Consider the following 13,531-nt stretch of genomic DNA (forward strand, 5'->3'; position numbering starts at 1 on the left):
GGGCTCTATGAGTCCGAACTTAGAGCGCCCCTCTGGGGCGTAGTCAAAGCCGCCTTCTATGAAGGCGGATTTTTACTTTTTGACGCCCGGCCAAACGTTAATGAAGCGTGTTGTTCCGGCGATAAAAAAGCAACGGTGAGGTTAATATCCTTATGAGTTTGCTGGTTTTAGCCGCGCAGACTGACGATTAAAGCGATAGTTTGCCTTTCGTTATTGAATATGATTGCTATTTGCATTTAAACTTGGCGAACCAGAGGAAACAGAATCATTATGCCGCTAAAAAAGATGTTCCTTAATCGCCGTATATCCGTGCCTTTCGTCTTGTCCGTAGGCCTGCACAGCGCCCTGGTGGCGGGATTGCTTTACGCTTCGGTAAAAGAAGTGGTGGAGCTGCCGAAGCCAGAGGACGCGCCGATCAGCGTCATGATGGTCAACACCGCCGCGATGGCCGAGCCGCCACCACCGGCGCCGGCCGAGCCGGAGCCACCGCAGGTCGAACCTGAGCCGGAGCCAGAACCGGAACCTATCGTGGAGCCGCCGCCGAAGGCGATCGTGAAACCCGAGCCGGTCAAGCCGAAACCGAAGCCTAAGCCGAAGCCGAAGGTCGAAAAACAGGTTAAACCGGAGCCGAAGAAGGTCGAACCGCGCGAGCCGTCGCCGTTCAACAACGATTCACCGGCCAAACCGATCGATAAAGCGCCGGTGAAACAGGCGCCTGCCGCGCCGGTGCAGGGCAACTCGCGCGAGGTCGGGCCAAGACCGATCAGCCGCGCCAATCCGCTCTATCCGCCGCGGGCCCAGGCTTTGCAGATCGAAGGCAACGTGCGGGTACAGTTCGATATCGACAGCGACGGGCGCGTCAGCAACGTGCGCATCTTGTCGGCCGAGCCGCGCAATATGTTCGAGCGTGAAGTGAAGCAGGCGATGCGTAAATGGCGCTATGAGGCCAAAGAAGCGAAAGATCGCACCGTCACCATCCGCTTCAAGCTGAACGGCACGACCGAAGTGAACTGAGTTCGGTCACCACCCAAAAAGAAAGGGTCGCCTCGGCGACCCTTTTTGCATTTGCGGTACAGCCGCCGGCTTATTCTTCGAAGCCGACGCGGAAATTCATTTTGCCCTCAGGCAGCGCGCGCGAGTTGCCTTCCGCATCGACCGCCACATAGGTGAACACCGCTTCGGTCGCCCGGTAGCGCTGGCCGATCGGCGCGGAGGAGACTTTCTTGACCCACACTTCGATATTGATGGTGATCGAGCTGCGCCCGGTGCGGATGCAGTGCGCATAGCAGCAAACCACGTCGCCTACCGCCACCGGTTTCAGGAAGGTCATGCCGTCCACGCGCACGGTCACCACGCGCCCTTCGGCGATCTCTTTGGCCTGGATGGCGCCGCCGATGTCCATTTGCGACATCAGCCAGCCGCCGAAGATATCACCGTTGGCATTGGTATCGGCCGGCATGGCCAGCGTGCGCAGCACCAGCTCGCCGCTGGGTAAAGGTCGTTGTTGTGTCATAGCAGTCTGCTTTTAAAAGGAGGGAATAACATCATACTGCCCGCGGCAAGCGCCGCAGGCATTAACAATTTTGTAACTATTTTTTCTGTTCTTCCGGCATGTGCCGGTAAATATAGATACCGCTGAGGAGGGTGAAGACCAGCGTCAGCACCGTCAGGCCAAAGACTTTGAAATTGACCCAGACGCTTTGCGGCAGCCAGAAGGCGACATAGATGTTCGCCAGGCCGCAGGCCAGGAAGAAGACCGCCCAGGCCAGGTTGAGGTTGCTCCACACTTTGTCCGGCAGCGTCAGCTCTTTGCCCAGCATGCGTTGAACCAGCGGTTTTTTGAGCACCCATTGGCTGATCAGCAGCGCCAGCGCGAACAGCGCGTAAATCACCGTGACCTTCCATTTGATGAACAAATCGTTGTGGAACACCAGCGTCAGGGTGCCGAACACCAGCACCATCAGGAAGGTGATCAGCGTCATCTTCTCGACCTTGCGGTATTTCACCCAGGTGAACACCAGCGCCAGCGCGGTGGCGACAATTAACGCGCCGGAAGCGACGTAAATGTCGTACAGCTTGTAAAAAGCGAAAAAGACAATTAGCGGGAGGAAATCAAGAAACTGCTTCATAAATCAATCCATCATCTGTTCATCGGCCGACTATACCGGATTCGGCGAGCTCTGTGTACCGCCGGGCGTTGCCGATTATCGGCGTTTGGCCGGCGGATTTCTGCCGCGAAAGCAGGAATTTGCATAAACTTACGCAAGAAAGCGCGGGCACATTGCCAGTGCGGGCCGCAGGCCGCATAGTAAGTGTCATAATAACCAGATAATTTACCGCGGAAAACAGCATGCAGTGGAAATCTCTCCAGGCCTTGACGCCGGGTTTGACGCATTTATTGGGGTATCAACGCAGCTGGCTCAAGCCGGATATTCGCGCCGGCCTTTCCGTCGCCGCCGTCGCCTTGCCGGTGGCCATCGCCTATGCCGAGCTGGCCGGGGTCAGCCCGGTGGTGGGGCTCTATTCCTGTATCTTGCCGATGGTGGCCTATGCGCTGTTCGGCTCGTCGCGCCAGCTGATCGTCGGGCCCGACGCCGCCACCTGTGCGGTGATCGCCGCGGTGGTGACGCCGCTGGCGGCGGGTAATATGGAGCGCCATTGGCAGCTGACCATCATGATGACCGCGATGATGGGCGGCTGGTGCCTGCTGGCCAGCCGGTTCAAGCTGGGGGCGCTGGCGGATCTGCTGTCGCGGCCGATCCTCAGCGGGCTGCTGAACGGGGTAGCGATCACCATCATCGTCGATCAGATCGGCAAGGTGTTGGGATTCACGGTGCGCCCGGCGCAGCTGATCGAGCGCATCTACGCGCTGCCCGGCAACCTGCTGCACAGCGACTGGTTGACGATGGCGGTGTCGTTGTTGACGCTGGTGACGCTGCTCGGATTTAAAAAATGGCGGCCTAACTGGCCGGCGCCGCTGTTTGCCATCGTGCTGGCGGCGTTCGTCACTTGGGCCGGCGGCCTGCAGCAGCATGGCGTGGTGACGGTGGGCGGTTTCAGCGGCGTGTTGCCGATCGTCCAGTGGCCGGACTTCCAGCCCGGCTTGCTGCGCGACATGGTGATCCCGGCGCTCAACCTGGCGGTGGTGAGTTTTGTCAGCATGATGCTCACCGCCCGCAGCTTTGCCGCCAAGAACGGTTATGAGGTGAACGCCGACGCCGAGTTTCGTGCGCTGGGGCTGGTGAATATCGTCTCCGCGCTGTCGCAAGGTTTCGCCATCAGCGGTGCGGACTCGCGCACCGCGGTGAATGACGCCAACGGCGGCAAGAGCCAGCTGGTGTCGGTCATCGCCGCTGCGGTCATCGCCTTCGTCTTGCTGTTCCTGATGGCGCCGCTGCAGTTTATTCCGGTGGCAGGATTGGGCGTGGTGCTGATGTATGCGGCCTGGTCGCTGCTGGACATTCGCGGCATCTGGGTTTTGCGCCGCCGCAACGCGCAGGCGTTTCGCCTGGCGCTGTTTACCTTCCTCAGCGTGCTGCTGGTGGGAGTGATCAGCGGCATCGGGCTGGCGGTGTTGCTGGGGCTGATGCAGTTTCTTCGCACCGTCTTCCGGCCGACGGAGCAGCTGCTGGGCGTCAACGACGAAGGCATGATCCACTCCATGGGCAACAACAATGGGGTGAAGGCGGTGCCTGGCGTCATGATGTATCGCTTCAATTCGCCGCTGACCTATTTCAACGTGGCGTACTTCAAACGCCGTATTCTCAATTTGGTCGACGGCACGCCGTTCCAGCCGCGCTGGGTGGTGGTGGATGCGGTAGCCAGTTTTACCCATGCCGATATCAGCGTGCTGGCGGCCATCGACGAGCTGAAACGCGACCTGTTACAGCGTAATGTTAAGCTGGTGCTGGCGGGGCGCCGCACCGAGCTGACGCGCTGGTTCCGCATCAACCGCTTAGGGCGCGACAAAGAGCTGATTTTGGTGCCGGACCTGTATCTGGCACTGAAGCTGATTCAGAGTAAGGAGCAGGCGGAAGCCGCCACGGTGGGGTAAATAAAAAGGGGCGCGCCGAAGCGTGCCCCTTGGGTTTTGGTTGCGTCGGCGTTAGCCGCGCAGCAGCATGTACAGGCGGAACAGGTAGATCAGCAGCAGGGCAGACACCAGGTTGCTCAACGCGGTCAACACCACGCTGGCGACGTTCGGCGTCAGCACCGACAGGTGGCTCACCAAAAACAGCACCAGCAGCTTGGCCGCCAGCCACAGCATCATGGCCGGCACGATCACGCGCGCATTGGCGAAGGCCAACTTGCTGCTCAGCTTGAGCGAAGCGAACACGCCTTTCTTGTCGACGGAGGCGATCACCGGCGCCAGCGCGAAGGCGATCGCCATGAGCACGCCCGGCACCACAAACAGCGTCAGGCCGAGCTGGATCAGCAGGGTGCAGATAAACAGCAGCAGCAGCAGACGCGGCAGATCGGGCGCCGAGGCACCGAGCGCGCGCAGGGCGCTGGTGCGTTCCCCTTGCGACACCAGACGGATCAGCGTCAGCATCCCGCCGACCAGCAGCACGTTGCCGACCAGCGCGGAGAAGGTGGCGGCCGCCGACACTTTCAGCAACACCATCTGCTGTTCCGGCGTCATCTGCTGGATCACTTCCTGAATGCCCATACCGGTAGACGAAGCGAAATCGCTGGTGGTGGCAGCGAGCGTCGCCAACTGTTCGGCATCGGGGCTGAAGGCCTGATTCAGCAGCACGGAGATAAACGCCGCCAACAGCGCCAGCATCAGGATGCTGGCCAGTTGGTTGCGTAAAAAGTTAAAACTGTCACGGTACAAAGCGTTGGCCGTGATAGGCATGCAGACTCCTTGGCGTCGGGAAAACAGAGATAAATCAGTGGGTGATTGTACCCTGTTCCACGCCGCTGTGGCACCCCGCGAATTGCACTACGCCTATTTCTTCAACGATCGTCGTCTCAGGCAGCGAGAGCGGCAGGGGCACCGGCAGGGGCGGCAGCCCGTAGCGTTCCCGGGCGCGATCGCAGGCTTCGTTGCGCAGGCCGTTTTCGCCGGACTGATCGAACTCTCTGCACGGGCTGGGCCGATTGAGGTAGATCGAGCAGGACACGGCTTTGCCTATCTCGCCGTCCAGCGCGTTGCAGCGGGGGGACTTGCTGTTGGTCCCCTGCATGCAGCGCAGGAACGGGCTCAAAGGCTCCGTTAAGGAAAGGGGAACGGTGCCGCCGCCGTCTTCGGCTTCGGCCCAATAGAATGACACTCGAAAATAACCGCAGCATGCGCCGCAGCTGACACAGGGATTAAGGATTTCGCTCATCTTGATTGCCCACCGACTCCTTACGGCACCAACCAAAACCAACACGGAAAATGAAATTACCTCAGCCGCATTTTTCTCCGCAACCGAAATTTGAACATGTAGATAATTTGCAACAAAATCGATTTTTTGATGCAGATCAATCCTTGATTTATTAAGCGGTTAGGTAACCTTGTTTTTAGTGGGATTTTAAATTTTTACACATAAGATGTGATCCCGATGGGATCACAAATACCCGAAAGTAGGTATATTCCCCCTCGAGTGATTAACCACACAAATGGAATGGATAATGAAAAAGACAACTCTGGTGGTATTGGCGACGATGATGGCGCCTATGTTGGCAAGTGCGCATCAGGCCGGTGATTTCCTGTTCCGCGCGGGCACCGCGACGGTGCGTCCAAATGCGGGTTCGGACAACGTATTGGGGTTGGGTTCGCTGGATGCGAAAAACAACACCCAGCTCGGTCTGACCTTCGGATACATGGTGACGGACAACATCGGCGTTGAGTTGTTGGCCGCAACGCCATTCCGCCACAAGGTTACGCTGGGCGGCACCGATCTGGCGACCGTTCACCAATTGCCACCTACGCTGATGGCGCAATACTACTTCGGCGACAAGCAGGACAAACTGCGGCCTTACCTGGGCGTCGGCGTTAACTACACCACCTTCTTCGACGAGAAGTTCAACGACTACGGCAAAAGCGCCGGGTTGAGCAACCTCGACCTGAAAGACTCCTGGGGTGTGGCGGCGCAGGCCGGCCTGGATTACAACCTGGATGAGCACTGGATGCTGAACATGTCGGTGTGGTGGATGAACATCGAAACCAAAACTCGCTTCAACGATGCGAATGGCGGGCACCACAGCTTCGATACGCGTCTGGATCCGTGGGTGTTCATGTTCGGGGCGGGTTATCGCTTCTGATGATGGCCACAAACAGGGAGGCGTTGCGCCTCCCTGTGTCGGTATTATTTAACCTGCATCACGTTTTCAACCGATTTCACGCCGGCCACGCCACGAGTGACCTGCACCGCACGGTTGGCGTCGTCGCTTGACGTCACGAAGCCGCTCAGCTGAACGCGTCCTTTAAAAGTTTCCACGCTGATCTCGCGCGACTTGATGTTTTTATCCGCCAGCAACGCCGATTTCACTTTGGTGGTGACTACGGTGTCATCGATATAACCGCCTGTTCCCTCAGATTTTGCCGTCGGCGCGCAAGCGCTCACCGCGACCGCCACAACGGCTGCCATGCACAAGGCTGAAAGGGTTTTAAACAGCTTCATAAATTACTCTCCATGCAATGTTATGGTTGAAATTCGCTACGGTTTTTCGCCGCAGCGAGCGCATTCCCCAAATCAAACGAAGAAATGCATAGCGAACAAAGTTCATTGTGAGACAAGACCTGAGTTTGTTCAAATTTTTGCTGTAAATAAATGGAATAAACTTTGAGGGGAAACAAGCTGTTAAAGCGAGCGCCGGCGGGGCGCTCGCTGGAGAGGATCACGCCCGGGTGGCGCGCTTCATACTGCTGACGAAGGCCGCCAGCTTGGTCAGCATCTCCGCCGGGTTGGCATGGTGCTGTTCGATGATTTTGACGATTGCCGAGCCGGAGATCGCGCCGGCGGCCCCGGCCTGCAGCGCGGCCTTCACCTGCTCGGGTTCGGAGATGCCGAACCCCTGCAGCGGCGGCGCGGCGTGATACTCGCGCAGCTTGTTCACCAGGTGATGCAGCGGCAGCTGAGCCCGGCTTTCGGTGCCGGTCACCCCGGCGCGCGACAGCAGGTAGGTGTAGCCGCGGCCGTGCGAGGCGATTTCACGCAGCAGATCGTCATCGGCGTTCGGCGGGCAGATGAAGATCGGTGCGATACCGTGGCGCGCGGCGGCCGCGCGGAACGGCGCAGACTCTTCAAAGGGCACGTCGGCGACCAGCACCGAATCCACACCCACTTCGGCGCAGCGCTGGTAAAACGCATCGATGCCTTTATGGAACACCAGGTTGGCGTACATCAGCAGGCCGATGGGAATGGTCGGGTGCTTCTGGCGGATGGCCGCCAACATCTCGAAGCACTGGGTCGGCGTGACGCCGGCGGCGAAGGCGCGCAGCGTCGCGCTTTGGATGGTCGGGCCATCCGCCAGCGGATCGGAGAAGGGGATGCCCAGCTCCAGCGCGTCCGCGCCGGCTTCGATCAGGGTGTCGATAATCTGCAGCGACAGCGCCGGATTAGGATCGCCCAGCGTCACGAACGGGACGAAGGCGCCTTCCTTGCTGCTTTCCAGACGCGTGAACAGTTGCTGATAACGTTCCATCAGATTTCTCCCCGTGCTTTCAAAATGTCGTGGACGGTAAATATGTCTTTGTCGCCGCGGCCGGACAGGTTGACTACCAGGATCTGCTCTTTCTGCGGCGTTTCACGGATCATTTTCAGCGCGTGAGCCAGGGCGTGTGAGGATTCCAGCGCCGGGATGATGCCTTCATGGCGCGACAGTGCCTTGAACGCTTCCAGTGCTTCGTCGTCGGTGATCGACACGTATTCGGCGCGGCCGGTGCTGTTCAGGTAGGCATGCTGCGGCCCGACGGACGGGAAGTCCAGCCCGGCGGAAATCGAATAGGACTCTTCAATCTGGCCTTCGGCGGTCTGCATCATCGGCGCCTTCATGCCGAAGTAGATGCCGACGTGGCCGTGCTTGAGCGGTGCGCCGTGCTGGCCGGTTTCGATGCCCAGACCGGCGGGTTCCACCCCGATCAGCCCAACGTCGACGTCATCGATAAAGTCGGCGAACATGCCGATGGCGTTGGAGCCGCCGCCGACGCAGGCGATAACCGCATCCGGCAGGCGGCCTTCGCGCTCCAGCACCTGCGCTTTGGTTTCTTCGCCGATCATGCGCTGGAATTCACGCACGATGGTGGGGTACGGGTGCGGGCCGGCGGCGGTGCCGAGCATATAGTGCGCGGTTTCATAGCTGCCGGACCAGTCGCGCAGCGCTTCGTTGCAGGCGTCTTTCAGGGTGGCGGAGCCGCTGTGCACCGGGATCACTTCCGCGCCCATCAGCCGCATGCGGAACACGTTCGGCGACTGGCGCTCAACGTCTTTGGCGCCCATATAGATGCGGCACTTCAGGCCGAGCAGCGCGCAGGCCAGCGCCGACGCGACGCCGTGCTGGCCGGCGCCGGTTTCCGCGATGATCTCGGTTTTGCCCATGCGCTTGGCCAGCAACGCCTGGCCCAGCACCTGGTTGGTCTTGTGCGCGCCGCCGTGCAGCAGGTCTTCACGCTTCAGATAAAGCTTGGTGTTGCTGCCGGCGGTGAGGTTTTTGCACAGCGTCAGCGCCGTCGGGCGGCCCGCGTAGTTCTTCAGCAGATCGATAAATTCTGCCTGAAATGCCGGATCGCGCTGGGCGCTGACAAAGGCTTCTTCCAGTTGTTTCAGGGCCGGCATCAGAATTTGCGGCACGTATTGGCCACCAAATTCGCCGAAATAGGGGTTAAGCAGCGTCATGAGAGTTCCCGTTATTATCCGTTATTAATATAGAGCCGTATTCAGTAGGCGCGCAGGGTCTGGAAGACCGAGGCCAGGCGCGCGGGATCTTTGATGCCCGGTTCGCTTTCTACGCCGGAGTTGAAGTCCAGCCCGGCGCAGCCGAGCTTGGCCGCTTCGACGCTGTTGTCGGCGCGCAGGCCGCCCGCCAGCATCACGTTAGTCAGATCTTCGCCTTGCAATACCGACCAGTCGAAGCGTTGGCCGGTGCCGCCCGCGCCGTTGTCGAGCAGATAACGGTCAACATGCTGCAGATCGCGTGCCGGTACCCGATCTTTCACGCTCAGCGCCTTCCAGATGCGGCAATCGGCCGGCAGGCGGGCGCGCAGGGCGCTGATATAGGCCTGGTCTTCCGCGCCGTGCAATTGCACCGCATGCAGCCCGAGGCGCTCAACGGTCAACGCCACGGTATCGACCTGGGCGTCGCAGAACACGCCGACGTACTTCAGCGGCGCGCCGGAGATCACTTCGCGGGCGCGGGTGATGTCCACATAGCGCGGTGAACGCCCAACGAAAATCAGCCCGCCGTAGATGGCGCCGGCCTGATAGGCGGCGGCGGCGTCCTGCGGACGGGTCAGGCCGCACACTTTGTTGTCGCCCAGGATCACGCGGCGCACGGCGGCGCGCAGATCGGCTTCCGACATCAGCGCGCTGCCGATCAGGAAACCGTTGGCGTAATGGCTCAGCTCGCGGATCTGCCCGTAGTTGTTGATGCCCGACTCGCTGATCACCGTCACGCCATGCGGCACGCGCGGCGCCAGTTGACGGGTGCGGTTCAGATCGATGCTCAGATCGCGCAGATCGCGGTTGTTGATGCCGACCACGCGCGCTTCCAGCGCGATCGCGCGCTGCAGCTCTTCTTCACTGATCACTTCGGTCAGCACGCCCATGTTCAGGCTATGAGCCACCGCCGCCAGTTGGCGGTACTGCTCGTCGGTCAACACCGATAGCATCAGCAGGATGGCGTCGGCCTGATAGTAGCGTGCCAGGTAAATCTGATACGGGTCGATGATAAAGTCTTTGCACAACACCGGTTGGCTGACGGTTTTACTGACCAGCGGCAGGAAATCGAAGCTGCCCTGGAAGTATTTCTCGTCGGTCAGCACCGAGATTGCCGAGGCGAAGTCTTTATAGACCGTGGCGATCTCCACCGGATCAAAGTTCTCGCGAATCAGACCCTTGGAAGGCGAGGCCTTCTTGCATTCAAGAATGAAAGCCGTCCGGGTGCCCTGCAGCGCGTGGTAGAAGCTGCGTTCGCTCGGTACGATGTCATTCTGAAAGCCGGCTAGGGGCTGTTGCTGTTGTCGCGCCGCGATCCATTGCGCTTTGTCGCGGACAATCTTGTGTAGCACGGTTTCCTGCATCATTTATCCTCTTGCCGCCAGTGCGATGACACGCTCATAGGCCTGCCCGCTGTTGATCATATCCAGTGCCTGCCGCGCATTTTGGCGCAGGTCTTCATGTCCGAATAACTTCAGAAGCAACGCGACGTTGGCCGCGACCGCCGCGGCGTGCGCCGGCTCGCCTTTACCTTGTAACAGCCGCGCCAAAATGTCACGGTTTTCTTCCGGCGTGCCGCCCAGCAAGGCTTCCAGCGGATAGGTTTCCAATCCGAAGGACTGCGGCGTGAGCTGGTAGCTGCTGATTTCGCCGTTGTTCAATTCCGCCACGTGCGTCGTGGCGTGGATCGCCACCTCGTCCATGCCGCCGCCGTGAACCACCGCCGCACGCTGATAACCCAGCACGCGCAGGGTTTCGGCAATCGGCAGCACCAGTTCCGGGCTGTATACGCCGATCAGCGCCAGCGGCGGACGCGCCGGGTTGATCAGCGGGCCCAGCACGTTGAACAGCGTGCGGGTTTTCAACTGCTGGCGCACCGGCATGGCGTGGCGAAAACCGGTGTGGTACTGCGGCGCGAACAGGAAACACACGCCGAGATCGTCCAGCGCCTTGCGCGCTTCTTCCGCCGGTAGATCCAGACGGATGCCGAACGCCGCGAGCAGATCTGAGGAGCCGGAGCGGCTGGAAACGCTGCGGTTGCCGTGCTTGGCGATCTTCGCGCCGCACGCCGCCGCCACGAAGGCGCTGGCGGTGGAAATATTGATGCTGTTGGTGCCGTCGCCGCCGGTGCCGACGATATCGGCGAACGGGTAGTCAGGACGCGGGAACGGCTGAGCGTCGTCCAGCAGCGCTTTGGCGGCGCCGGCAATCTCTTCCGGGCGCTCGCCGCGGACTTTCATGCTGATCAACGCCGCCGCCAGTTGGCTCGGCTCCAGTTCGCCGCGCACGATGGCGCTGAACAGCTGTTGGCTTTCCTGCTGGCTCATCGACTCGGCGCGGTACAGTTTCTCAAGAATAGGTTGCATCGTCGTGTTCCTTATATTACTTCGCCAGCGCCCAGGCCAGGGTCTGCTCAAGCAGGCGCGCGCCGTGGGTGGTCAGAATCGATTCCGGGTGGAACTGGAAGCCGCACACGCGGCGACGGTCGTCGCGCACCGCCATCACCATCTCGCCGAAACGGGCGTTGACGGTAAGATCGGCCGGGATATTGCTGCCGACCAGCGAGTGGTAGCGCGCCACCGGCAGGGGGTTAGCCATGCCGGCGAACATGCCTGCGCCATCGTGAACGATTGCCGAGGCTTTGCCGTGCAGGATCTCGCCCGCCTGGCCGACCTGGCCGCCGTAGGCTTCGACGATCGCCTGGTGACCGAGGCAGATGCCGATGATCGGCAGCCGGCCGCGCAGGCGCTGCAGCAGTTCCGGCATGCAGCCCGCTTCGGACGGCGTGCCGGGGCCGGGCGACAGCATCAGCACCGGCTGGGTCATGTGTTCCAGGCGTTCGATGATCACCTCGGCGGCGATCTGGTTACGGTAAATCACCACCTGGTGGCCGCTGGCGCGCAGCTGATCGACCAGGTTGTAGGTAAAGGAGTCGACGTTGTCGAGCAACAGGATATCGGCCATCAGAACACCTCCTTGGCATGGTGCGCAGTGGCGATGGCGCGCAGCACGGCACGGGCTTTATTACGGGTTTCGTCGGCTTCTGCCTGCGGGATGGAATCCAGCACCACGCCGGCGCCGGCCTGCACGGTGGCGATGCCGTCTTCAACGTAGGCGGAACGGATGACGATGCAGGTATCCAGATCGCCGGTGGCGGTGAAGTAGCCCACCGCGCCGCCGTAGCTGCCGCGGCGTGTGCCTTCGGAGGCGGCGATCAGCTGCATCGCCCGCACTTTCGGCGCGCCGCTCAGGGTGCCCATGTTCATACAGGCCTGGTAGGCGTGCAGCACGTCGAGATCGGCGCGCAGAGTGCCCACCACCCGGGAAACCAGATGCATGACGAACGAATAGCGGTCCACCTTGGTCAGGTCGGCCACGTAGCGGCTGCCGGCCTGGCAGATGCGCGCCAGATCGTTGCGCGCCAGATCGACCAGCATCAGGTGCTCGGCCAGCTCTTTGTGGTCGGTGCGCATTTCCAGCTCGATGCGGCTGTCGAGATCCAGATCCAGCGAACCGTCCTTACTCCGGCCGCGCGGGCGAGTGCCGGCGATCGGGTAGATTTCGATTTGGCGATTGCCCGCGTCGTATTTCAACGCGCTCTCCGGTGAAGCGCCGAACAGGGTGAAGTCATCATCCTGCATGAAGAACATGTACGGGCTGGGGTTGTTGTCTTTCAAGGTCTGGTAGGCCGCCAGCGGCGCCGGGCACGGCAGGGAGAAGCGGCGCGACGGCACCACCTGGAAAATCTCGCCCTGACGGATAGCCTCTTGCAGCCCGCTGACCACCGCGCCGTACTCTTCGTCGCTCTGGTTGCAGCTCAGCTGCATGTTCTCCAGCGTTTGATGCGGGATCGGCTGCGGGGTTTGTTGCAACTCGGTCTGCAGCTGTTCCAGACGTTGCTGCAAACGCTGCGCTTCACTCGCCTGCTCGCTGAAGACGCTGGCCTGCAGACGGGCCGTACCGCGTTGGTGATCCAGCACCAGCAGGGTTTCCGCCAGATAGAAGCAGAAATCCGGGCAGCGCTGATCCTGGCGCAGCGCCGGCAGGTCTTCGAAACCGGCGACCAAATCGTAGGCGAACAGGCCGCCCAGCATCACGGCTTCGCGCTCGTCCGCCGGGGAGTCCACCAGGGTCAGCAGCGTGCGCAGCGCATCGAACACCGACAGTGAGCGCAAGCGGGCGTCTTCGTCCTGCACCGCGTCGATCGCCGGGAAGGTCAGTTCGCGGCCGTTGGGGCGCGCCTGATTGCGCACCTCGGGCGGCAGCGCTTCGTCCAGCAGCGGCAGCAGCGCTGCGCCGTTGGCGGTCAGCGCCTGCACGCTGACGGTATGACCCAGTGCGGTAATGCGCAGCGCGCTGTCAATCACCAGCAGGCTCTGCAGATTCTGTTTACTGTTGATTTCCGCCGATTCCAGCAGCAGGGTGGCCGGACGGGCACCGCACAGCTGGTGGAAAATGGTGGTGGGGTCGCCCCGGTAGCTGGCTTGCGCCTTCAGCAATGTCAGTTGTGGTTTGGTGTTCATCATCGGTGGTTCCAGTGAATTCTGTCCATAAAAAAGCCCGCATCAGGTGCGGGCTCAGGAAATCTGCATTGTCAGATGACAGCTATGCGCGATTACACCGCCCGCAAGAGGGAGGTACGCCACCAACCGTGAAGAGAAATATAG

The 13,531-nt window shown here is 60.8% G+C and carries 12 protein-coding genes, 1 pseudogene and 1 other annotated feature; of the genes and pseudogenes, 3 read left to right on the top strand and 10 right to left on the bottom strand.

Features of this window, described 5'->3' with window-relative positions; genetic code table 11:
• Window positions 1-270: 270 nt before the first annotated feature.
• Window positions 271-1,014, top strand: a complete 744-nt coding sequence (gene tonB, locus AC4PR2_RS21755) for a TonB system transport protein TonB (RefSeq protein ID WP_049271333.1) — start codon at window positions 271-273, stop codon at window positions 1,012-1,014.
• 70 nt (window positions 1,015-1,084) lie between these two features.
• On the opposite strand, the gene yciA is transcribed toward tonB, so the two are convergent.
• Together yciA and AC4PR2_RS21765 are read right to left on the bottom strand one after the other, a co-directional pair.
• Window positions 1,085-1,513, bottom strand: a complete 429-nt coding sequence (gene yciA / locus AC4PR2_RS21760; protein WP_004932085.1) for an acyl-CoA thioester hydrolase YciA — start codon at window positions 1,511-1,513, stop codon at window positions 1,085-1,087.
• A gap of 76 nt (window positions 1,514-1,589) precedes the next feature.
• Window positions 1,590-2,129: a septation protein A gene (locus tag AC4PR2_RS21765; protein WP_004932082.1), complete on the bottom strand. Its 540-nt coding sequence runs from the start codon at window positions 2,127-2,129 to the stop codon at window positions 1,590-1,592.
• A gap of 221 nt (window positions 2,130-2,350) precedes the next feature.
• On the opposite strand from AC4PR2_RS21765, the gene AC4PR2_RS21770 reads away from it, so the two are divergent.
• Window positions 2,351-4,054, top strand: coding sequence for a SulP family inorganic anion transporter (locus AC4PR2_RS21770; RefSeq protein WP_038877273.1), 1,704 nt, complete (start codon window positions 2,351-2,353; stop codon window positions 4,052-4,054).
• Window positions 4,055-4,105: 51 nt separating this feature from the next.
• On the opposite strand, the gene AC4PR2_RS21775 is transcribed toward AC4PR2_RS21770, so the two are convergent.
• On the bottom strand, window positions 4,106-4,858 hold the full coding sequence (locus AC4PR2_RS21775) for a YciC family protein (RefSeq protein WP_197804159.1): 753 nt from the start codon (window positions 4,856-4,858) through the stop codon (window positions 4,106-4,108).
• Between the two features lie 34 nt (window positions 4,859-4,892).
• Entirely contained in the window at window positions 4,893-5,333 is a 441-nt protein-coding gene (locus AC4PR2_RS21780; protein ID WP_060423779.1) for a YkgJ family cysteine cluster protein, read from the bottom strand.
• A gap of 286 nt (window positions 5,334-5,619) precedes the next feature.
• Between AC4PR2_RS21780 and ompW the strand changes: the two genes are divergently transcribed.
• Complete coding sequence (gene ompW, locus AC4PR2_RS21785) at window positions 5,620-6,252, top strand: outer membrane protein OmpW (protein ID WP_019452715.1); 633 nt, start codon at window positions 5,620-5,622, stop codon at window positions 6,250-6,252.
• A gap of 44 nt (window positions 6,253-6,296) precedes the next feature.
• On the opposite strand, the gene AC4PR2_RS21790 is transcribed toward ompW, so the two are convergent.
• From AC4PR2_RS21790 to AC4PR2_RS21815, 6 genes and pseudogenes are all read right to left on the bottom strand, one after another.
• Window positions 6,297-6,611, bottom strand: a complete 315-nt coding sequence (locus AC4PR2_RS21790; protein WP_016927515.1) for a BON domain-containing protein — start codon at window positions 6,609-6,611, stop codon at window positions 6,297-6,299.
• Between the two features lie 217 nt (window positions 6,612-6,828).
• Window positions 6,829-7,635 (bottom strand): tryptophan synthase subunit alpha, encoded by an 807-nt coding sequence (gene trpA / locus AC4PR2_RS21795; protein ID WP_060439812.1) that lies wholly within the window; start codon window positions 7,633-7,635, stop codon window positions 6,829-6,831.
• Window positions 7,635-8,825, bottom strand: coding sequence for a tryptophan synthase subunit beta (gene trpB / locus AC4PR2_RS21800; protein WP_142110001.1), 1,191 nt, complete (start codon window positions 8,823-8,825; stop codon window positions 7,635-7,637). The genes trpA and trpB overlap by 1 nt, the downstream gene beginning before the upstream one ends.
• A 41-nt stretch (window positions 8,826-8,866) precedes the next feature.
• The gene (gene trpCF, locus AC4PR2_RS21805) at window positions 8,867-10,228 is read right to left on the bottom strand and encodes a bifunctional indole-3-glycerol-phosphate synthase TrpC/phosphoribosylanthranilate isomerase TrpF (protein ID WP_492175456.1); all 1,362 of its coding nucleotides are present in this window, start codon (window positions 10,226-10,228) and stop codon (window positions 8,867-8,869) included.
• A gap of 3 nt (window positions 10,229-10,231) precedes the next feature.
• Window positions 10,232-11,828, bottom strand: a pseudogene (trpD, locus tag AC4PR2_RS21810) (bifunctional anthranilate synthase glutamate amidotransferase component TrpG/anthranilate phosphoribosyltransferase TrpD).
• On the bottom strand, window positions 11,828-13,390 hold the full coding sequence (locus tag AC4PR2_RS21815; RefSeq protein ID WP_060423772.1) for an anthranilate synthase component 1: 1,563 nt from the start codon (window positions 13,388-13,390) through the stop codon (window positions 11,828-11,830). Before AC4PR2_RS21815 ends, trpD begins: the two are co-directional and overlap by 1 nt.
• A 24-nt stretch (window positions 13,391-13,414) precedes the next feature.
• Window positions 13,415-13,518: a sequence feature (Trp leader region), on the bottom strand.
• Window positions 13,519-13,531: the final 13 nt, after the last annotated feature.

It is taken from the genome of Serratia sp. A07 (assembly GCF_058725505.1).

Bases quoted from the DNA above. Each gene is read 5' to 3' on its own strand.
- yciA (WP_004932085.1), bottom strand. From the start codon at position 1,513: ATGACACAACAACGACCTTTACCCAGCGGCGAGCTGGTGCTGCGCACG.
- ompW (WP_019452715.1), top strand. From the start codon at position 5,620: ATGAAAAAGACAACTCTGGTGGTATTGGCGACGATGATGGCGCCTATG.
- AC4PR2_RS21815 (WP_060423772.1), bottom strand. From the start codon at position 13,390: ATGATGAACACCAAACCACAACTGACATTGCTGAAGGCGCAAGCCAGC.
- trpB (WP_142110001.1), bottom strand. From the start codon at position 8,825: ATGACGCTGCTTAACCCCTATTTCGGCGAATTTGGTGGCCAATACGTG.
- tonB (WP_049271333.1), top strand. From the start codon at position 271: ATGCCGCTAAAAAAGATGTTCCTTAATCGCCGTATATCCGTGCCTTTC.
- AC4PR2_RS21770 (WP_038877273.1), top strand. From the start codon at position 2,351: ATGCAGTGGAAATCTCTCCAGGCCTTGACGCCGGGTTTGACGCATTTA.
- AC4PR2_RS21775 (WP_197804159.1), bottom strand. From the start codon at position 4,858: ATGCCTATCACGGCCAACGCTTTGTACCGTGACAGTTTTAACTTTTTA.
- AC4PR2_RS21790 (WP_016927515.1), bottom strand. From the start codon at position 6,611: ATGAAGCTGTTTAAAACCCTTTCAGCCTTGTGCATGGCAGCCGTTGTG.
- AC4PR2_RS21780 (WP_060423779.1), bottom strand. From the start codon at position 5,333: ATGAGCGAAATCCTTAATCCCTGTGTCAGCTGCGGCGCATGCTGCGGT.
- AC4PR2_RS21765 (WP_004932082.1), bottom strand. From the start codon at position 2,129: ATGAAGCAGTTTCTTGATTTCCTCCCGCTAATTGTCTTTTTCGCTTTT.
- trpA (WP_060439812.1), bottom strand. From the start codon at position 7,635: ATGGAACGTTATCAGCAACTGTTCACGCGTCTGGAAAGCAGCAAGGAA.
- trpCF (WP_492175456.1), bottom strand. From the start codon at position 10,228: ATGCAGGAAACCGTGCTACACAAGATTGTCCGCGACAAAGCGCAATGG.